Source organism: Phycisphaeraceae bacterium (assembly GCA_040222855.1).
In the GTDB taxonomy this organism is placed as follows: domain Bacteria; phylum Planctomycetota; class Phycisphaerae; order Phycisphaerales; family Phycisphaeraceae; genus Mucisphaera.
In genome coordinates this window covers 578,841-598,871 of record JAVKCD010000025.1, presented here as the reverse complement: position 1 = coordinate 598,871, position 20,031 = coordinate 578,841, and the positions used below count along the sequence as shown (strand labels likewise).

The window sequence follows — 20,031 nt, the reverse complement described above, 5'->3', positions numbered from 1 at the left end:
AACTAACCGTCAAACATCAAACTTGATCCCCTGCGCCAACGGCAGGGCGGTCGTGTAGTTCACCGTGTTCGTCGAACGTCTCATGTAGTTCTTCCACGAATCCGACCCGCTCTCGCGCCCCCCACCCGTCTCCTTCTCGCCGCCGAACGCGCCACCGATCTCTGCGCCACTGGTGCCGATGTTCACATTCGCAATCCCGCAGTCCGAACCCGCTGGACTGCAGAAGACCTCAGCGTCGAGAACACTCCCTGTAAAAATAGCACTGCTTAGGCCCTGCGGCACATGATTCTGGATCGCAATCGCCTCATCCAGGTCACGATACGTCATCACATACAGAATCGGAGCAAACGTCTCATGCTGCACGATCGGAGCCTTGGCATCGATCTCCACGATCGCTGGCTTCACATACGTCCCGCCCGCCGGAACACCCTCAGTCAACTTCCCGCCGCCACGGACCTTCCCGCCTTGCTCCTTGGCCTTCGCCAGCGAGGCCTCCATCGCATCCCCCGCCGCCGCATCAATCAGCGGCCCCACCAGCACACCCGGCTGCGTCGGATCGCCGATCTTCACGCTCGAAAAAATCTTCTCCAGCTTGCCAACCACTTCATCTTTCAGGCTCTCATGCACGATCAGCCGCCGCAGCGTTGTGCACCGCTGGCCCGCAGTCCCCACCGCAGAGAACGTGATCGCCCGCACCGCCAGATCGAGGTCAGCCGTAGGCGTAACAATCATCGCGTTGTTTCCGCCCAGCTCCAGCAACGCCCGGCCGAGCCGAGCACCTACCGCAGCACCCACCGCTTTGCCCATCGGTACCGAACCCGTCGCCGACACCAACGGCAGCTTCTTCGATCCCGACAACGCCTCACCCACATCCCGCAAACCAATCACCACTGACGACAACCCCTCCGGTGCCTCAAGATCTGCCGACTCCTTGATCGTCTCCATCAGCAACCCATGACACGCCAACGCACAAAGCGGGGCCTTCTCCGACGGTTTCCACACCACCGAATCCCCGCACACCAAAGCCAACGCAGCATTCCATGCCCACACCGCCACAGGGAAGTTGAATGCCGAGATCACCCCGATCGCGCCGAGCGGGTGCCACTGCTCCGTGAGCCGATGCCCTGGCCGCTCACTCTGGATCGACAAGCCATACAACTGCCGACTCAAACCGACCGCGAAGTCGCAGATATCAATCATTTCCTGGACTTCACCCTCCGCCTCAGCCGGGATCTTGCCGACTTCCCACGTCACCAGCGCCCCCAGAGCTTGCTTGTGCTCCCGCAGCTTGTTGCCGTAACGACGAACCAGCTCGCCACGCTGCGGACCTGGCACGGTCCGCCACGACACAAACGCCTCGGCTGCCGCATCAATCGCCTTCTCGGCATCCCCGGGCGTAGCCAGCTTCATCGTCGCCAACGCGCGACCATCAATCGGGCTGGTCACCGTCAGACTCGCCCCCGAACACGCACGGCTCGAATGCCCGATCGCCAGCGCGTCGGGATGGCTCGTCAGTCCAAGGCCCTTGAGTACCGAATCAAAATCGCTCATCGCCACAGTGTCCTTACAGATTGATGTCGTGATCAAAGCAAACCCGCCGGCCGGACCCAATTGGCCCGGAAATAAAACAAAACGCTCAGTAAACCCCGCCGCTACACCGACTCGATGACCGCCTCGACATGCTTCACCTTGACCGTCGGGTGACCCACATAGTCGTAGTACTGACCGAAACGGTTGGCGAGGAAATCCTCCAGCAGCACCTGCTCCTGAGCCACAAAACCCTTCCGCGGCAACTTACTCTGTGTGTGCAGGTCCACCGCAGCGCAGATGCCCGCAGCCGTCGTGATCTGGATCGCACTCCAGTGCGCTCCGTCCACGGTCCCGTGATAAATCTTCCGGGCGTCACTGATCTGCGAATAGCGACCGTCGATCATCCCCGTCGCCGTGCAGAACACAATCACCACGTCCTGCGTCGTCATAGGAATCGCGTCCTCAAGGATCGACTTGAGCACATCCCGCTTGCTGTTCATCCGCAGCCCGTTGATCAGGAAATCCGCCAGGTCGCGATGCCCCATGTAGCGAACCGTCTTGTAGTTCAGCGTCTGAACCTTGCCTTCTAGCGTCTCGCAAAGCGTCCCTAACCCGCCCGATGTGTTAAACGCCTCGTAACGCACCCCGTCCACCGAAAAGTGCTCCAACCCCTCCAGAGCCAGGACCTCGGTCTTCTTGCCCCGGTGAATCGCCTCGCACGGATTGCAATACTCGTTGATCAACCCATCCGTCGACCACGTCAGGTTGTATTTCAACATATTCGTCGGATACATCGGCAGCGCCCCGACCCGCATCTGAACGCTGTCGATCGAGTCCAGCCGCTTGGCCACATCGTGCGCCACGATCCCCACAAAACCAGGGGCCAGCCCGCACTGCGGCATGAAGATCTGCCCATCCGCGGCCTTGGCCGAAACGGCCTGAACCCGTCGCGTCGTCTCCACGTCCTCAGTCAGGTCAAAGTAGCTCGCCCCAGCCTCTAAGGCCGTCTCCGCCACCAGCGGGTTGAACATATAAGACAACGCCGAGATCACCACCGTCCGACCCTTCAAGGCGTCCAGCAGCTGCGAGCGGTCCGTCACGTCCACCCGACGCGTAGACACCCCGGCTCGCTCGCTCACGATCGCCAGCGCCGACTCATTCACATCCCCAACCAGCACGTCGTACTCACCTGTCGATTTGAGAAAGGTCGCGATTGCCGTACCGATCTTGCCGGCACCCAGGAGCAGAACGTGTGTCATAAGCTGTCCTTATCTTCCACAAAATATGCGAACACCGCTTGCTAGCCCTCCGCCAGCCGCGAACCCATCAGTATAACACAGGAATAGTTTGCATAAGACTTGGCCATACTCCGTGATCGACCCATAGAATTCATTCATCGCCACAGCCAAAACTACCCAACTTGCCAGAACCCCCGTCAAACAGACGTTTAGGCCGATTAGGACGAAAATCGTACCCCAGATGTGCGAAAAACCCCTACCTCAGCCGAAACCGCCATTGACTTCTGCCTCGTCTTGAGGCACACTGCACACATTGTACGTTAGTCCTATAAGAGTGAGTCGAGAAGTCCTCAGCATCAGCATTGGGAGAATCGCTCGGAAGGCAAAACCTTCTATTCACTCAAGGACACATCGTTAAGCCTGCATGTCACATAGGTTGATCCACGTTCGGTCATCCGATTAAGTCCCCTCGAAGGAGAGATAGCAATATGAACTCACGAATCACCACCTCAGCCCTCCTCGGCGCTGCCCTCGTCGCAGCGACCTCGGCCAACGCCCAGGTCATCTACAACTTTAGCGACAGCGCTTCCGACTGGACCCACCTCAGTGGTGAAGTCGATGGCGGCACCGGCGTCGCTATCTTCGACCTCGACTACTCCGACTTCCAGCGTTACGCCGACGTGGGTGCCTACGGCGTCAACGCCGCCGACCTCGGCGACGGCTTCCGCTACACCCTCCCCGCCTCGCCCAACGGCGGCGGCTCCACCACCGGCATCCTGATCTCCGCCAACGATGACAGCCTCAACGCCAACTTCGGCACAGGCCCGGCACTCTCGGCCCTCTTCGGCACCGGTGCCCCCATGGTCGGTACGGGTACCGCCAACCCCAACTACGTCTTCAAGTTCGACATGCTCCACGCGACCGGCGACGACGATCGCTTCACCGGCACTTTCACCGGCACGACCAACGTCGCGGGTGGTGGCATCAACTTCACCAGCACCACCGACGTCCGCGTCCGTGGACAGCAGATCGGAACACCCACCACGACGAATCAGGGCCAGTCCCTCGTCAGCACCGCTGACTCCGGCTCCAGCATCGACTGGGCCCCCAACTACGGCGGATTCTGGGTTGCCCCTCGCTTCGACTTCGAAACCGATATTAACGGCGACGTCGTTCAGGAAAATCGCTCCGGCCTGGCCGCCTCTTACGTCGAGATGACCACCGTCGTCGATATCCGCACGCTCTACCCCGGCAACGCCAACATCCAGGCCGTTGCCGATCCCATCCTGGGCTCATCGGTCTCCGGCCCCCGCGTTTCCACGCTCTCCGACGGTGCCATCTCCGACCACGGATACTCCGCCAAGCTCCGCAACGCCTTCCCCTCGACTGGCTTTAACTCCAATCAGGCCGGCGTCCCGGGTGCTGGCATCACCTACACCGGCACCGTCACCGGTGGCTTCGCCGATCCCGGCGGGTCACAGACCGTCACCGGCGGTGGCTGGAACACCCATGAGATCTACTACGTCGATGGTGACATCACCTACGTGATCGATGGCACCGTCGTCCTCTTCCAGGAAGATGTCGCCAACTACACCACCCAGGAAGGCACCGACCAGACCTCCTCAGGCGCTGGCTACCCGATGGTCGCTTTTCAGGACCCGTTCCTTGGATCCCTCGCGGCCAGCCCAGAAGGTGCCAACTTCGCCATCATTGACAACGCGATCCTCGAAGTCGCCACCTCGGCTCCTTCCTTCAACGCAGCCCGCATCCGTGCGGACTTCAACTTTGACGGCGTCGCCAACGGCACCGATGTTGACCTCTTGGTCAACGAAATCCTCACCAACCCCACCGGCACCATCGGCTACCTCAACGCCGATTGGGATCGCTGGCTGACCTACGACATCGTCCGCGTCTGGGATTCGGAACTCACCGGTATCCCCCTTGCTGACCCAGCCACTGAGAACGAAATCTTCGTCCTCGATGAAGTCGATCTCGACTACCTCATCGAAGGTGTCCTCGGCACCGTCTACGGCGATGCCAACCTCGATGGCGCCGTCGACCTGATCGACCTCTCTGCCCTCGCCACCAACTTCGGCCTCTCGGGCGGCTGGGGTGAAGGCAACTTCAACCCCCTCTCAGACGGCGTAGTCGACCTGATCGACCTATCTACCCTGGCTTCCAACTTCGGCTTCGTCGCCGCAGTTCCTGAGCCCGCAGGTGCGGCCCTCGTCGGCCTCGGTGCCCTCGCCGCCCTCCGTCGTTCACGTAAGTAACTCATAACTAACGTTTGCACACACCACTGTTTGGTGTATAGTTCTTTTGCTCGCACACCTTTTTCCCGATTTCGAAGGAGAAACTAAGATGTTCAAGACTGTTTCCGCTCTTACCGTTGCTCTCGCCGCCGCCTCGTCGGCCTCGGCCCTGAGCTTGGAAGTCACCTCGGCCCCGACCACGGGTCTCGCTGGCTACAGCACCTACACCCTCACCCTCGTTGGTGATGGCGAGTTCAACGCCATGAACGCCAGCTTCTCTGGTCCTCTGAACCAGGAAGTCCAGGGCCTCTCGGCTCAGTTCCAGAACGATGGCCTGCTGGTCTTCTTCCCGGCTCTCGCCGCGACCGACAGCTTCTTCACGTTCGATCGTCCCAACCTGCTGGTCTCGGCCACCGAGTCGGACACGAGCCTGGAGGCGGTCTTCGCTTTCGACAGCAACCGCAGCGCCCCCTTCGGTCTGGCCCAGCTCGTCATCGCTGATGGCGATACGGTTACCGCGACCATCCTCGGTGGCGTTGGTGACGGTGCCAATGACGTGATCTTCGAAGGTAGCGTCACCGAAGTAATCCCCGAGCCCGCTTCGGCCGCCCTGCTGGCCCTCGGTGGTCTCGCAGCCCTCCGTCGTCGTGCGTAATCACGACCCGGAACGGCACACTCAGCTAGTCTGAGTAACCGATTCGAATAAGACAGGCCCGCCGAAAGGCGGGCCTGTTTCTTTTTCGGCCTAACCACCCCGCTGACGGCGCTAACCCCTACACGACAACCACCCTCTTTGCTATGGTGGGGACGTGGCATCACTCGTCCTCATTGACGGTCCCGATCAGAAGAAGTACCTCCCGCTGCGCGAAGGCACCGTCGTCGTCGGCCGCGATGAGTCCCTCCCCCTCCAGGTCCTCGATCAGCGGGTTTCCCGCAAGCATCTTCGCGTCCGTTACGACGCAGCATCCGACGCCTGGCTGGCTCAGGACCTTGGCTCCAGGCACGGCACCACCGTCGCCGACAAGCCCCTCCAGGGTGATCAGGAGCACCCCCTGGCCGACCGCGATCGCATCGCCCTCGGCGACTCCACCCTCATCTTCACCACCCGCGACTTCCCCTCCATCGAATCCGCCCTCACCGCATTTCGCCAGCCCGGCCAGCGTGAGAAGCAGACCCTGATCGACTAGCCCAAACCCCTTTCAGCGGGTCTACTTCAACCATGCCCAATACCCTTACCGCCCGCACCTGCGGCTTCTCTATCTTGACATCGATCCTTACGCTCGCCGTGCCCGCCGCGAGCCAGGCGATCGTCATCGAAGGCGTCCAGAACGCCTCTCTCGACCAGCCCCGCATCAATGCCGCCATCCGGCTGCCCGGCAGCGCCACGCCCCTGACCGCCCTCGCGGAGGACTTCTTCGGCGACATCTTCGAGACCTTCAACATCCAAGCCTTTTACGACACCGGCGCCTCGGGCATCCTCGTCAGCACACAGACCGCCGACGCCCTGGGCCTACCTCGCCAGCAGTTCGGCGGCCAGGACGTCATCTTTGAAGACGTCGGCGTCGGCGGAGCCAGCCCCTTCAACGTCTCCGATGAAGTCTTCATCGACCTCGCCCCTTACACACCCGATGCCAACATCGACAACGCCTCCAGCTACACCAGCGTCTACGACCACAGCTTCGGTCCGGTCCGTACACAGATCGGTCCCATCGGGGCCACGGACAACCCGCTTCTCGACGGCCTCGATGTCTTCGGCATGCCGCTGTTTCAGAACAAGTCCGTTCACATGGACGCCAGACTGGTCAACCTGGGCGAGGGCACCATCGACACCCGGGTTTACGACTTTGGCGACCCCACCACCGCCAACATCGGCACCCATCGCTCCATCCGCATGACCTACGCCGACTTCGATCGCTTCACCCAGGTCACGCCCACTCAGGCCGAGGCCCCGACCCTCAATGGCAACCCCTTCGTCGGCCCCAACCCCCTCGCCGTACTCACCGGCGAACCGATCCCATCCGATGCCCCCGCGGGCATCACCATCCGCCACAACGGGCTCGCATCAACCGATAGCTGGCTGTTCGATACGGGTGCCGCCGCCTCAATCCTCTCCGAAGCGGTCGCCGCCAACCTCGGCATCACCTACGACGAAAACGCCCTCACGCCAACGCTGCTCATCGATGGAGCCCCAGCTCCCAATCAGTTCCGTCTGTCCATTGGCGGCATCGGCGGGACCACCCAGCTCGCCGGGCTTTTCCTCAATGAACTCGTCATCCCCACCGCCGAGGGCGATCCCAACAACCCGGATGACCCGCGGCACCTCAAGTACCTCAACGCACCCGTCCTCGTTGGCGATATCACCGTCCTTGACCCGGTCACTCAGGAAACCCTCACCCTCCCCGGCATCCTCGGGATGAACTACCTGGTCGCTTCACTGTTCTTTTCAGAGCCATTTAGCTTTGGCGACATCAACTCAGGCGCGTTTGATGACCTGGTCTTTGATCACCCCACCGCAGAACTCCGCGTGCGCTTTAACCCCAACCTCGCGACCTTTGGCGATGTCAATGTCGATGGCGAGATCGACGCCTACGACATCGACGAACTCTTCAAACTCCTCGGCGACACACGCTTCCTCGACTTCGCCGACCTGACGGCTGACAACCAGGTCACCGTGGCCGACATCGATGAGATGATCTCCAACATCCTCGGCTCGCTCTATGCCGACGCCAACCTCGATGCCGTCGTCGATCTCATCGACCTCTCGATCCTCGCGGGCAACTTCGGGTCCACCGAAGCAGGCTGGGCAAGCGGCGACTTCAACGGCGACAACACCGTTGACCTCATCGACCTCTCGATTCTCGCCAGCAACTTTGGTCAGACCGGCACCGCCATCCCTGAGCCAACAGCCGCGGCGCTCCTGCTGCCTCTCCTTGGCCTCTCGACACGCAGAACCAGGTCAAACAGACTGGCCTGAATCGCTCGTCGCCATCAGCATCCAAGCCACGGATCATCCCTGCTCCCAAGCGAGCCGCCCTCTGCCAGGGCATTTTGTCCCTGCGCCCACAATCAGCCAGGCCCACGAAACCTAACCTGTAAGCGGTGCTCAACTTATGTAAGTCTGGGGAATTTGGGCTCGCAGAGATAAACTTGCGCATTCAGCCACGATTCTGCGCCGCTTTTGTCATTGGCAGGCGTAACGTCATGTAGGGCGGGCTAAGGGAAACCCCGAGGCCCGACGCCGGGCGGAGGCCGGCGGACTCGGGTGGATCGATCACATAGGCCCGCACATCCCCTCAACGAGGCGGGCCGGAAAGGGCGAATCATGGTCACTCTCGCTGATGTAGCCCGTCACGCAGGCGTCTCCAAGACACAGGTCTCGTTCGTGCTCAACCAGAAGAACCTTCACCTCGTCTCCGCAGAGCGTAGGACGCGGATCGCTCAGTCCATCCGCGACCTGGACTACCGGCCCAACCTCGCCGCACGCCACCTCGCTGGGAAGTCCACGCGCCTGCTCGGCCTGCTCCTGCCCGCAGGGGCCATCCCTGTCCACGGGCCGATCATCCAGGCGGCGCTGACCACGGCGCGGATGCGTGGCTACCAGATGATCGTCAACACGGTGCCTTCCGCTGAGGACGCGCTGGCCAATGCGCTCGCGCAGCTCGAACCTTATGACCTCGATGGCGTGATCTGCTTTGCACGTGGGATGCTCGGCCACGCCGACAACCTCGGCGAGCAGCTCGAACGCTTCCGCCGCGTCGTCACCATCGGATCGCCAAACGCCGGCCACACGCGGATCGGTCCCGATCATCGCGCCGCGATGCGCTCCGTTGTTCATTATCTCGCCGACACCGGTCGTCAACGCATCGGCATGATCCTCCCCGTCGGCCACGAGCACGGGCTCGATGACCGCATCCTTGGCGTCGATCTCGCCACCGAAGACCTCGGCTGGTCACGCAATGATGAGTTCACGGTCCGGCTCCCGCGCTCGGCAGACCCCTGGCCAGACAGCACAGACACCCAGTCCGCGATTGACCGGCTGGTCCTCGAAGCGGGGGTTGATGCGATCATCGCTTACGACGACATCTGGGCCGCGCGCATCGTCCAGATGCTCCAACGAGGCGGGTGGAAGATCCCCCGCGAGGTCGCTGTTGTCGGCTACGGCAATCTGCCGATCGCCGAGCTGACCGCCCCCGCCCTGACCACGGTCGATCTCCAGGAGCGACACATGGGCCTGATGGCGGTCGATCACCTGATCACTGCGATCGAGGACAACCAGCCGCTGACGCACGACACGGTGCTGACTGTGGAATCCCGGATGGTGTCTCGGGCCTCGGCATAGAATTAAAGATCGCGACCACCCACGAGGCCCCCGTCTGGCCATGTTGTTTCCGCTGACGGGGGCCTCCCCGCGCGCCGGCTTAATCCTCTCCCAGCAATCCCTTCGGCACGGGCCTCAGCTTCCCGGCCTGGTCGATGCACGCCAGCGTGGTTTCCGCTGTGGCCACCACCTCGTCTCCGCGACGGATCACATACCCATGCACCAGCTTGACCCCGCCAGAGGGTTCGAGTGTCACATCAATCGACAGGACATCGTCGTAGCGGGCGGGTCGCTGGTAGCGGAGGTTCATCCGCGCGACGACGAAGAGGATGCCCTGGGCTTCGAGGTCCTTGTAGGCCATGCCCTGAGCCCGGAGCAGGTCGGTCCGGGAGATTTCGAGCCAGATGGGGTAGGAGGCGTGGTGGGCAACGCCCTGAGGGTCGCACTCGTTGTAACGAACCTGCACGTCAATGGTCAGGCTTACGGGCTTACCCGCTTCAGGATGCTTCATGCTGCTGCCTTATTAGAATCTGGATGACGCCGTAGGCTAGCGACCGTGCCCCGGGACGCCACTTCAAGGTTGAACTCCAGGAGATCACGTTATGAACCAGCTCCGGATCGGCTTCCTCGGTTGCGGGCGGATTCAGCGTAAGCACCTCAGCGGGCTGCTCCGGCGTGATGACGCGGTGGCGGTCGCCTTTGCCGATCCGAATGCGGCCAACATTGACGTGTTGCTGGAGAGTGAGAAGGTCACGCCATCGGGTGTTGCGCGGTACGCGTCGATGGATGAACTGTATGCGCACGGGGGAATTGACGCGGTGGTGATCGCGACGCCGCACACGATGCACGATGAGCACATCGCCAAGGCGTTGGAGGCTGATCTGCACATTATGGTGGAGAAGCCGATGGTGACGACGGTGGCGGGGGCGCGGCGGATGATCGAGCTGGCGGAGGCGTCGAAGAAGCACGTGCTGGTGGCTTACAACTCGCCTTATTCGCCGGAGTTCCGTTATCTGCGGGAGGTTATCCGGGAGGAGCGTTTTGGGCGGCTGCAGATGGTGTCGGGGTACATCAGCCAGGGGTGGCGGCCGTTTGTGAAAGGGACTTGGCGTGAGGATGTGTCGTTGTCGGGTGGGGGGTTCGCGTACGACTCGGGCGCACACCCGCTGAACTCGGTGTGCTGGGCGATTGACCGGCTGCCGACGCGGGTGCTGGCGTGGCTGGATGAGCTGGGCGGGCCGGTGGAGATCAACGCGTCGATCCTGGCGCGGTTTGGTGAGGATGTGACGGCGAACATAACCCTTGCCGGGGACTCGGCTTCGGGGTTTGGCAGCTTCATGGTGTTCTGTTTTGAGCGGGGGCGGATCGAGATTGACGGGTGGAACGGGAACTGGATCCGGGTGTGGGACGGTCCGGCGGAGGTGAAGTACCCGGCGGTGGCGGGGGGGGCGCTACAGCCGATCGATCATCTGATCGAGGTGATCCGGGGGGAGGCGGAGCCGCTGACGAGTCCGCGGAATGGGCTGGTGCACTCGATGCTGATGGAGATGATCTATGCCTCTGCGGAATCAGGACTTGCGGTCGAGGCGGATCAGGCTGAGGGGTTGGAGCCGACGTAGGGGTTGGTCTGTTTTTCGCGGGCGATGGTGGATTCGGGGCCGTGTCCGGGGAAGATGACGGTTTCGTCGGGGAGTGTTAAGATCTGTTCTGCGATGGATTTAAGGAGTAGAGGGCCGTCGGAAGTGGGGAAGTCGTGGCGGCCGATGGAGCCGGCGAAGAGGGCGTCGCCGACGATGGCGAGGGCGGAATCGGGCTGGTAGAAGCAGACCCCGCCTGGGGAGTGGCCGGGGACGTGGCGGACCTGGAAGTGGAGGCCATCGGCGAGGGTGAGGGTGTCCTCGTGGTGGAGGGTGTCCTCGGCGGGGGGCCAGGTGATGGGTGTGGGGAGCATGGCGGAGAGGTTTAAGTCGGGTCGGTCGAGGAAGTTGCGTTCGTCGGCGTGGAGTGCGACGGGGATATCGGGGAAGCGTTCGCGGGTGCGGCCGAGGCCGGCGATGTGGTCGACGTGGGCATGGGTAAGGAGGATGCGGGAGGGGATCCAGCCTTTGTCGTCGATGGCGTCGAGCATTTCATCGGGGTCGAAGCCGGTGTCGATGATCCAGCAGGGGCTGCCGGGGTCGGGGTGGGCGGCGAGGACGTAGCAGTTGGTTTGCCACGCTCCGAGGGTGAAACGGAGCAGTTCGAGGTTGTTTTCTGGCATGACTCGTCAATCAAACGTGGTTTGCGGGGTGTTTTTGACAACCGAATGTGCGCATGATCGCGGTTTAAGGGTTCGGCGGTGGTTTCGGGTGGTGCGGCCTGTCTGGGTGTGGCAGACCGCTTTGGTGCGCACGGGAGCGGTCCGGATCGGTGTAGGGGGGTGTGGTTTTCCGATAGAGTAGTGTCGGGGGGAGTTGGCGGTCGGGGGTGTGGGGCCCGCCTAGACTTTTTTGATCACTCCAGAGGATGTTTGCATGGGAATTGAATCCGCTTTGCCCGCCGACACGTTTTTGACGACGCAGCTGCAGAAGGTGGTGAACTGGTCGCGTCGGAGTTCGGTGTGGCCGATGCCGTTTGCGACGGCTTGCTGCGGGATCGAGCTGATGGCGGCGGCGTCGAGTCGTTACGATCTGGCGCGGTTCGGCGCGGAGGTTATGCGGTTCAGTCCGCGGCAGGCGGACCTGATGCTGGTGGCGGGTCGGGTGCCGGTGAAGATTCTGCCGGTGCTGCAGCGGATCTATCAGCAGATGTGTGAGCCGAAGTGGGTGATCTCGATGGGGGCGTGTGCTTCGACGGGTGGGATTTTTGATACGTATGCGGTGGTGCAGGGGATTGATCAGTACATCCCGGTGGATGTTTATGTGCCTGGGTGTCCGCCTCGGCCGGAGACGCTGATCGAGGGGATCATGGCGATCCAGCGGATCATTGATAACGATGAGATTCCGCGGGACAAGGATGGGAAGCGGTTGCCGTTGAATATTGCGGTGTCGCCGACGCATGAGGTGCGGGCGCAGCCGGTGAGGGTTTCGGTGGAGGGGCGTGAGGGTGTGGAGCGGGTTGGGGTGTGAGGGGGCGGCGTTAGCAGCTTAGATTCAGTTCTCTCGGCTCAGGTGCTTTGCAAACGTCAGTCCAGTCTTGCCGCTGGGCGCAAATCAGAACGGGGTTCTTCGGTTGAACAGCAAGTCATTACCAAGTGATGCTGTCGGCAGTCACCGCCAAGATAATTCGCAGTTGTTGACGCTACTCATTGCCGCTGCAGCTGCAGTCGCCGGTTTCCGCCTTGCCCAGTTCTTGCTGGATGTCCTTGACCTCCTCATCACGCTTGATTACTTGCCATGGTATCTGTGGTACGTCTTTGGCTATGGGATCCATACAACTGCTGCTGCGTTGTTTGCTGTAGGCGTGTCGTTCGGCATCCTTAGGTTGCTGCGTGATCGATCAGGAAAGTTCCGAGTCGGTGCGTTTGTTCTCGTTGCCTTGCTGGCAGCAAATCCGATCGCGTTGGAGTTTGAAGCTGACTATTCTCTGATGCCTGTTTCACCATCTTCAACATGGGCAGAACCCCAGGAGATTCTCCCGATTGATCTTGAGATCAGACTTGTTGATGGTTTTGATATTGGAGAGGAAGCGATCCTCACCCATAGGGACGTTCTTGATGCGTCCCCTACACAGAATCGTCTGGGTGGACCTGCTGTATCGCTGATGCTGACGGAGGCTTCCGGGGACAGGCTGCATGAGCTAACTTCGGCGAACATTGGCAAACGTACGGGTGTTTGGATCGATGGAGAACTCATGTGGTCATCTGAGATCTACACATCGATCAACCGGACGATGGCGCTCGGCTGGGTCATGACGGAAGAGGAAGTCGACCTTCTGATTGCTCGCATTGAGACAACCAACGCTCAGTAGTTGTCATCAGAATTTCATGACGATGCTCTTTTGTCAGTAATCCAAATCTCTAAGGATTTGAGCACGTACCACGCAGGCCCCCCCCGACTTCCGTCGGGGGCTCGTTGGGGTGGGGTGAGGTTGATGGTTCCGGGGGCCAGCTGCGCTGGACCCCGGCCACCCGGCGTTGGTTGGAGGTCGGCAGTCACGGCTTGCGCTGTGGGCTCTTTAGGATGAGGGGTGTTGCGACAACCGGCGTGGGTGTTGCGCTTGTTGGGGTGGTGGGGTTGCGAGGGGATGGGCCCATATGCTTCCGCCTATGGCTCGTTTCATGCTTGGAATGGTTGTTGGTGGTGGGGATCAGATGAGGGTGTAGGTGAGGAGGAGGGTTGCGAGGGCGGAGGCAGTGGTGCGGAGGTGGTTCCAGCGGGTCCAAGTGGTGAGGTAGTGACGCCAGTGGGTGAGGGTTTCGGGGGCGTCGGCGTCGCGTTTGGCGAGGCGTTCGTTGAGGGGGACGTTGAAGGCGATGGTGGCGAGGAAGCAGCCGAGGGTGTGGAGGAGGCAGGCGGCGGTGATGAGGGGGAGGTGGTCGGTGGGGCGGGTGAGCCAGGCAGTGGCGAGGAGGCCGAGGCAGAGGAGGGGGGCGCCGAAGAAGAAGGCGAAGAAGCCGGGGTTGAGGACGGTGATGTTGATGTGCTGCATGGCGCGGGTGGCTTCGGGTTCGGGGGAGCGGGCGAGGGCGGCCATGATGAAGTTGGAGAAGGCGAAGAAGACGCCGGCGTTGATGGCGGTGGCGAAGGCGGTGAGGAGGGTGAGGAGTTGGAGGGTGTTTGGCATGGGGTGGGCTCCATGGTGAGGGTGGTTTGTGATTTTGTGGGTAGGTCTTTGGCTTGGCAAGGAGTGGGGTGCGAACGCTTGGTGGTTCTTGGTGGCGGGCACGGGTCACTCGCCTTTGGCTCGATGACCTGTGGCACCCGGCCCTGCTTCGCCGAGGCTACGCAGGGTTTTTGAGGGGATGGACTCCCGAAGCAAGTTCGGGACTCGTGTCATGCTTGGGTTGTTGGTTGGTCTGGGTCCGGTAAGGGGGTTGAGTTGTGTGGTTTTGGGGTGATTGGGTGGGGGGTGACTAAGTCGAGGTGGGTTTTGGACGAAGGCCAGAGTGAGCTGGCTGGTTTTTGGTTCTGCGTCCGGGAGGGCTGGCTGGGTTGGAGGCTCGGCATGGATGGCAGTTCGTTTTGGTTTGCCGGTTTGCTGGGTTTGTCGGTGATGGCTTGGTGGGGTGGTGTTCGTTTGACGCGGGGGCGGCCTTGGGTGGCGGAGTCGGTGATCTTGGGGTCGTTGGTGTGGTTGGGGGTGTGGGCGTGGTTGATGCATAACCCGGAGGTGACGCTACGGATCATTCCGGCGGGTGTGTTGTCGTTTGTTGAGGGTGTCGGGAGTGTGCCGGTGTTCATGCTGCTGGCTGGGGCGGCGTTTGGTCGGGCGGCGGGGTGGCGGCAGGGGGGTGTGACGGCGGCGGCGGGTGCGTTGGGGCTTGTGTATCTGTTTTATGGTGGGTGGTGGATGCTGCAGAGTACGCCTGCGAATGCGTTTGGCGGGTTTGGTCGGTCGGCGGTGGTGATGCAGGCGAATGATTACAGTTGTGTTCCGGCTGCTTGTACGACGACGCTTCGGTTGTTGGGGGTGCGGGCTTCGGAGGCGGAGATGGCTGAGTTGACGAGGACTCGGCCTGGTCGTGGGGCGACGTTGGTGCGGGCGGCGGCGGCGATGGAGCGGAAGCTGGCGGGGAAGGCGGGGGTGTCGGTGGTGGGGCTGGCGCAGGAGCAGTTGGGTGGGGTGATGATGCCGGCGATGACGCCTTTGCAGTTCGAGGCGGGTCGGTATCACATGGTGACGTTGCTGGAGGTGAGTGATCGAGGCGGGGTGTGGTTGCTGGACCCGGTGGATGGGCTGGTTTACATGTCGGAGGGGATGTTTGGGCTGGTTTATCAGGGGAAAGTGCTGGTGGTGGACCCGCCGGCTGGGGGGATGGCTCAGGGGGCGCGGCTGCGGATCAGTGGGCTGATCCGTCAAGCGGCGGCACTGGCGGGTGGTCGGGATCTGTCGGCGGGGGGATGAATCGGCTGGCGGTGGGGGTGTTGGCGATCCGTCGCTTTTGACGGTTATGGCTGATCTTCTACACTCTCTGTTCTCATCAGCCGTGCGAGTATCGCTCGGTTGTTCCTGTACCGGACATTTGCCGAGCGCATGATGTTGCTCGGGCCTGTCGCTGGCGTCCTGGAAGGACGACGGCGATGGTTGAAGACCCGCTGGTTCGCCAGCTCACGAGGAAGGACCTCTCCCCCGCCATGGCCAAGAAGACTAAGTCGAAGAAGAAGGTGTCGAAGAAGAAGGTGACCAAGAAGGTTGCGAAGAAGTCAACGGCGAAGAAGGGCGCCTCGAAGAAGTCGTCAGCTAAGAAGAAAGTGGCTGCGAAGAAGAAGGTAGCCAAGCGTGGCGTGAAGAAGGCTGCGGGCAAGAAGCGGGTCACGGGGAAGATGGTGTATTCGTTTGGTCGGACGAAGACCGATGGTGACACGTCGATGAAGCTTTTGTTGGGCGGGAAGGGTGCGAACCTGGCTGATATGACGTCGATCGGTTTGCCGGTGCCTCCTGGTTTTACGATCACGACGGATACTTGTGATCGTTATTACAAAGAGGGCAAGAGGCTGCCGAAGGGGATGATGGACGAGGTTCGTTCGGCGATGAAGGTGATGGAGAAGGAGACGGGGAAGAAGTTTGGTGACGCGAAGAACCCGCTTTTGGTTTCGGTGCGTTCGGGTGCGGCGGTGTCGATGCCGGGCATGATGAACACGGTGCTGAACCTTGGTTTGAATGACGCGGCGGTTGATGGTTTGCAGGACGCGTCGGGTTCGCCTCGTTTTGCGTTTGATGCTTATCGTCGTCTGATCAATATGTTTGGTGATGTGGTGATGGGGGTTCATCACGAGCATTTTGAAGCTGAGTTTGACCGGATCAAGGCCAAGTATGGCGTGAAGGACGACACGGACCTGAGTGCGGAGGGGATGTCGGAGCTGGTCGAGGCTTATAAGGGTGTGTACCGGAAGTACGCGGGGGAGGAGTTCCCGCAGGACCCGTATGAGCAGCTTGCGAAGGGTGTGGAGGCTGTGTTTAGCAGCTGGATGACGACGCGGGCGATTCGTTACCGGCAGATCAATGAGATCACGGGCCTGAAGGGCACGGCTGTGAATGTGCAGGCGATGGTGTTCGGGAACATGGGTGATGACTGTGGGACGGGTGTGGCGTTTACGCGCAACCCCTCGACGGGTCAGAACAAGTTTTATGGCGAGTTTCTGATTAATGCTCAGGGCGAGGACGTGGTGGCGGGCATCCGGACGCCTCAGCCGGTGGCGGAGATGCCGAAGTGGAACAAGGCGATCCATAAGGAGCTGCTGAAGATCAAGGATCAGCTCGAGAAGCATTACAAAGAGATGCAAGACATCGAGTTCACGATCGAGGCTGGTAAGTTGTACATGCTGCAGACCCGGACGGGTCAGCGGACGGGTGCGGCGGCGGTGAAGATTGCGTGCGACATGGTGAAGGAGAAGCTGATCCCCGAGAAGACGGGTGTGAAGCGGATTCCTGCGAATGATCTGACGCAGCTGCTGCTGCCGTCATTTGACCCGGCTGCGAAGCAGAAGGCTCAGGCGATTGCGACGGGTCTCCCGGCTTCTCCTGGTGCGGCGATCGGCAAGTTGGCGTTTACGGCTGAGGAGGCGGTTGACCGGACGCATGAGGGTGAGAAAGTCATCCTGGTGCGTAAGGAGACGAGTCCTGAGGACGTGGACGGGATGCACAGTGCTGCGGGCATTCTGACTTCGACCGGTGGCATGACGTCGCACGCGGCGGTGGTTGCTCGTGGTTGGGGCAAGTGCTGCGTGGCGGGTGCGGGCGAGGTTCACATTGATGAGAAGAGCCGGAAGATCACGGTGAACGGCAAGACGCTGGGTCCGAAGGACACGATCTCGATCGATGGTTCTTCGGGTGAGGTGTTTGTCGGTGAGATTGCGCGGATTGAGCCTAAGCTGTCGGGTGATTTTGCGACGGTGATGAAGTGGGCTGACAAGTATCGGAAGCTGCTGATTCGTACGAACGCGGATACGCCTAAGGATGCGAAGCGAGCGCGTGATTTTGGTGCGCAGGGCATTGGTCTGTGTCGTACGGAGCACATGTTCTTCGAGGGTGATCGGATCACGGCGATGCGTGAGATGATCCTGGCGAGTTCGAAGCCAGCGCGTGAGGCGGCTTTGGCGAAGCTGCTTCCTTACCAGCGAGACGATTTCGAGGGCATTTTTACGGCGATGAATGGTTTGCCGGTGACGGTGCGGTTGCTTGATCCGCCTTTGCATGAGTTTTTGCCTCACGATGACAAGAGCCAAGCCGAGTTGGCGAGGATTTTGAATGTGAAGGCCGAGATGGTGAAGCAGCGGGTGTCTCAGTTGCATGAGGCGAACCCGATGCTGGGTCACCGTGGTTGTCGTTTGTCGGTGACTTATCCTGAGATTCTGGTGATGCAGGTGACGGCGATCGTCGAGGCGGCGATTCTGTGTGCGAAGAAGAAGGTCAAGGCTGTTCCTGAGATCATGATTCCGTTGGTGGGTACGGCGAAGGAGCTTGAGATTCTGCGTGATCTGACGGCGCAGACGATTGCCGAGGTCAAGAAGGCGAAGGCCTACAAGGGCAAGCTGGATATTCTGATCGGGACGATGGTTGAGATCCCGCGGGCTGCGCTGACGGCGGATGAGGTCGCGGAGCATGCGGACTTCTTTAGCTTTGGTACGAACGACCTGACGCAGTTGACGTTTGGTTACAGCCGTGACGATGTGAATACGTTCCTGCCTCACTACATCCAGCAGGAGATTCTGGAGAAGGATCCGTTCCAGTCGCTGGATACGACGGGTGTTGGTCAGCTGGTTGAGATGGGTGTGGCCAAGGGTCGGAGTGTGAAGAAGAACCTGAAGGTTGGCATCTGCGGTGAGCACGGAGGTGATCCGGCGTCGATCCGTTTTTGCCACACGGTTGGGTTGAACTATGTGAGTTGTTCGCCGTTCCGTGTGCCGATCGCGCGACTTGCGGCGGCGCAGGCTGCTTTGATGGACTGATCGGTTGACTATTTCAGTTGTTGATGAGCCCGCCGGCGTTTTGCCGGCGGGCTTTTTTTATGGGCTAATCAGTAGGCAGAGGCTTGCCGGTGTTGTCGGAGTAGTGGGTGCGAAGGTCTTGGAGGCGGTGGGTGAGGTTGGTCTGGATGTCGGCGTAGGCGGGGTCGTTGTAGACGGAGTTTCGTTCATCGGGGTCGAGTGCGAGGTCGTAGAGTTCCCAGGCGTTGTGGTCGTAGAAGTAGATGAGTTTGTGGGTGGCGGTTCTGACGCCGTAGTGGGCTGGGACTTTGTGCCAGGCTTCGGAGGCGGTGAAGTGGTAGTAGATGGCGTCGCGGGGTGAGTCGGGTTGGTCGCCTCGGAGGATTGGGAGGATGGAGCGGCCGTGCATGTGGGTTGGGATGGGTGCGTTGGCGGCGTCGAGCAGGGTGGGTGCGATGTCGATGTTCTGGGCGAGTGCGTTGGAGGTGGTGTTAGGTGGGATGTGTCCGGGCCAGCGTGCGATGAAGGGCATGCGGAGGGATTCTTCGTACATCCATCGTTTGTCGAACCAGCCTTTTTCGCCGAGGAAGAAGCCCTGGTCGGAGCTGTAGATGATGAGGGTGTTGTTGGTGAGGTTGGTGTTGTCGAGGTGGTCGAGGAGGCGACCGATGTTGCGATCGACGCCAGCGACGACGCGGAGGTAGTTGGTGATGTAGCGCTGATATTTCCAGCGGAGGACCTCGGAGGGGGTCATGTTGGGTTGGGCTTTGAGGAAGTCTGCGTTGTCCTGGGCGAAGGTGGCTTCGTAGGCGTGTCGCTGGTCGGGGGACATTCGGGCGACGGTTTGTTGGTAGGTGTATTGGCTGGTGTCATCGGGGTGATCGAGGGCTAGGTCGAAGCCGTACCAGAGATCGTTGGCGATGGTCATTTCCTGGAGGGACTGGACGCCTGAGCGGCCCTGGTGGTTGTCTTCGAGGGTGTCGGGTTCGGCGATGGGGTCGGGGAAGAGGGCGAGTTCGTTGGGTCCTGGTTGCCAGTTTCGGTGTGGTGCTTTGTAGTGGACCATCAGGAGGAAGGGGCGGTCTGCGTCGCGGGTGTTGTCGAGCCAGTTGATGGCTTTGTCGGTGGTGAGGTCGGTGACGAAGCCTCGTTCGCGGTGGCGGCCTTGGGTGTGGTGGATGTAGTCGGGGTTGTAGTACTGACCCTGGCCAGGGAGGATTTCGTAGTGGTCGAAGCCGGTGGGGTCGGACTTGAGGTGCCATTTGCCGATGAGGGCGGTGTGGTAGCCGGCTTGCTGGAGGCGTTTGGGGAAGGTGATCTGGGAGCCGTCGAAGGTCTGCTGGTTGGTTCGTTGGCCGTTGGCGTGGCTGTGTAGTCCTGTGAGGAGGGTGGCGCGGGAGGGGGCGCAGATGGCGTTGCCGCAGAAGAAGTTGCGCATGAGCATGCCTTCTGCGGCGAGGCGGTCGATGTTGGGTGTGGTGTTGCGGGTGGAGCCGTAGGCTGAGATGGCGTGGGCGGCGTGGTCGTCGGAGAAGATGAAGATGATGTTGGGAGGTGTTGTTGCGGGTTGAGCGAGGGTGGGGGTGGTGAGGAGAAGGGTGAGGAGGAGGGTGAGGCTGCGCATA

The 20,031-nt window shown here is 61.1% G+C and carries 16 protein-coding genes; 10 read left to right on the top strand and 6 right to left on the bottom strand.

The window, feature by feature from the left end:
- Positions 1–9 precede the first annotated feature (9 nt).
- Together RIG82_12345 and RIG82_12340 are read right to left on the bottom strand one after the other, a co-directional pair.
- Entirely contained in the window at positions 10–1,551 is a 1,542-nt protein-coding gene (locus tag RIG82_12345) for an aldehyde dehydrogenase family protein (GenBank protein MEQ9461731.1), read from the bottom strand.
- 101 nt (positions 1,552–1,652) lie between these two features.
- Positions 1,653–2,789 carry a saccharopine dehydrogenase C-terminal domain-containing protein gene (locus tag RIG82_12340; protein MEQ9461730.1) on the bottom strand — a complete coding sequence of 379 codons (1,137 nt, stop codon included), beginning with the start codon at positions 2,787–2,789 and terminating at the stop codon, positions 1,653–1,655.
- Positions 2,790–3,256: 467 nt separating this feature from the next.
- On the opposite strand from RIG82_12340, the gene RIG82_12335 reads away from it, so the two are divergent.
- From RIG82_12335 to RIG82_12315, 5 genes are all read left to right on the top strand, one after another.
- Positions 3,257–5,041 (top strand): hypothetical protein, encoded by a 1,785-nt coding sequence (locus tag RIG82_12335; GenBank protein MEQ9461729.1) that lies wholly within the window; start codon positions 3,257–3,259, stop codon positions 5,039–5,041.
- Between the two features lie 88 nt (positions 5,042–5,129).
- Positions 5,130–5,675 carry a PEP-CTERM sorting domain-containing protein gene (locus RIG82_12330; GenBank protein ID MEQ9461728.1) on the top strand — a complete coding sequence of 182 codons (546 nt, stop codon included), beginning with the start codon at positions 5,130–5,132 and terminating at the stop codon, positions 5,673–5,675.
- 154 nt (positions 5,676–5,829) lie between these two features.
- Positions 5,830–6,207, top strand: coding sequence for an FHA domain-containing protein (locus RIG82_12325; protein ID MEQ9461727.1), 378 nt, complete (start codon positions 5,830–5,832; stop codon positions 6,205–6,207).
- Between the two features lie 32 nt (positions 6,208–6,239).
- On the top strand, positions 6,240–7,994 hold the full coding sequence (locus tag RIG82_12320; GenBank protein MEQ9461726.1) for a hypothetical protein: 1,755 nt from the start codon (positions 6,240–6,242) through the stop codon (positions 7,992–7,994).
- A 348-nt stretch (positions 7,995–8,342) separates the two neighbouring features.
- A complete protein-coding gene (locus RIG82_12315; GenBank protein ID MEQ9461725.1) occupies positions 8,343–9,359 on the top strand; it encodes a LacI family DNA-binding transcriptional regulator in 1,017 nt (338 codons plus the stop codon).
- A 79-nt stretch (positions 9,360–9,438) separates the two neighbouring features.
- Here RIG82_12315 and RIG82_12310 read toward each other — a convergent pair whose 3' ends face one another.
- Positions 9,439–9,849 (bottom strand): thioesterase family protein, encoded by a 411-nt coding sequence (locus tag RIG82_12310; protein ID MEQ9461724.1) that lies wholly within the window; start codon positions 9,847–9,849, stop codon positions 9,439–9,441.
- Between the two features lie 91 nt (positions 9,850–9,940).
- On the opposite strand from RIG82_12310, the gene RIG82_12305 reads away from it, so the two are divergent.
- Complete coding sequence (locus RIG82_12305) at positions 9,941–10,957, top strand: Gfo/Idh/MocA family oxidoreductase (protein ID MEQ9461723.1); 1,017 nt, start codon at positions 9,941–9,943, stop codon at positions 10,955–10,957.
- On the opposite strand, the gene RIG82_12300 is transcribed toward RIG82_12305, so the two are convergent.
- A complete protein-coding gene (locus RIG82_12300) occupies positions 10,930–11,598 on the bottom strand; it encodes an MBL fold metallo-hydrolase (GenBank protein MEQ9461722.1) in 669 nt (222 codons plus the stop codon). The genes RIG82_12305 and RIG82_12300 overlap by 28 nt on opposite strands.
- Positions 11,599–11,851: 253 nt before the next feature.
- On the opposite strand from RIG82_12300, the gene RIG82_12295 reads away from it, so the two are divergent.
- The gene (locus RIG82_12295; protein ID MEQ9461721.1) at positions 11,852–12,445 is read left to right on the top strand and encodes an NADH-quinone oxidoreductase subunit B family protein; all 594 of its coding nucleotides are present in this window, start codon (positions 11,852–11,854) and stop codon (positions 12,443–12,445) included.
- A 103-nt stretch (positions 12,446–12,548) separates the two neighbouring features.
- Positions 12,549–13,286 carry a hypothetical protein gene (locus RIG82_12290; GenBank protein MEQ9461720.1) on the top strand — a complete coding sequence of 246 codons (738 nt, stop codon included), beginning with the start codon at positions 12,549–12,551 and terminating at the stop codon, positions 13,284–13,286.
- 339 nt (positions 13,287–13,625) lie between these two features.
- Here RIG82_12290 and RIG82_12285 read toward each other — a convergent pair whose 3' ends face one another.
- Positions 13,626–14,102: a DUF1772 domain-containing protein gene (locus RIG82_12285; protein ID MEQ9461719.1), complete on the bottom strand. Its 477-nt coding sequence runs from the start codon at positions 14,100–14,102 to the stop codon at positions 13,626–13,628.
- A 381-nt stretch (positions 14,103–14,483) separates the two neighbouring features.
- Between RIG82_12285 and RIG82_12280 the strand changes: the two genes are divergently transcribed.
- Entirely contained in the window at positions 14,484–15,383 is a 900-nt protein-coding gene (locus RIG82_12280) for a hypothetical protein (GenBank protein MEQ9461718.1), read from the top strand.
- Positions 15,384–15,559: 176 nt separating this feature from the next.
- Positions 15,560–18,427: a pyruvate, phosphate dikinase gene (gene ppdK, locus RIG82_12275; GenBank protein ID MEQ9461717.1), complete on the top strand. Its 2,868-nt coding sequence runs from the start codon at positions 15,560–15,562 to the stop codon at positions 18,425–18,427.
- 64 nt (positions 18,428–18,491) lie between these two features.
- Here the strand turns inward: ppdK and RIG82_12270 are convergent, their stop codons facing one another.
- Positions 18,492–20,030 carry a sulfatase gene (locus tag RIG82_12270; protein ID MEQ9461716.1) on the bottom strand — a complete coding sequence of 513 codons (1,539 nt, stop codon included), beginning with the start codon at positions 20,028–20,030 and terminating at the stop codon, positions 18,492–18,494.
- Between the last annotated feature and the right edge of the window lies 1 nt (position 20,031).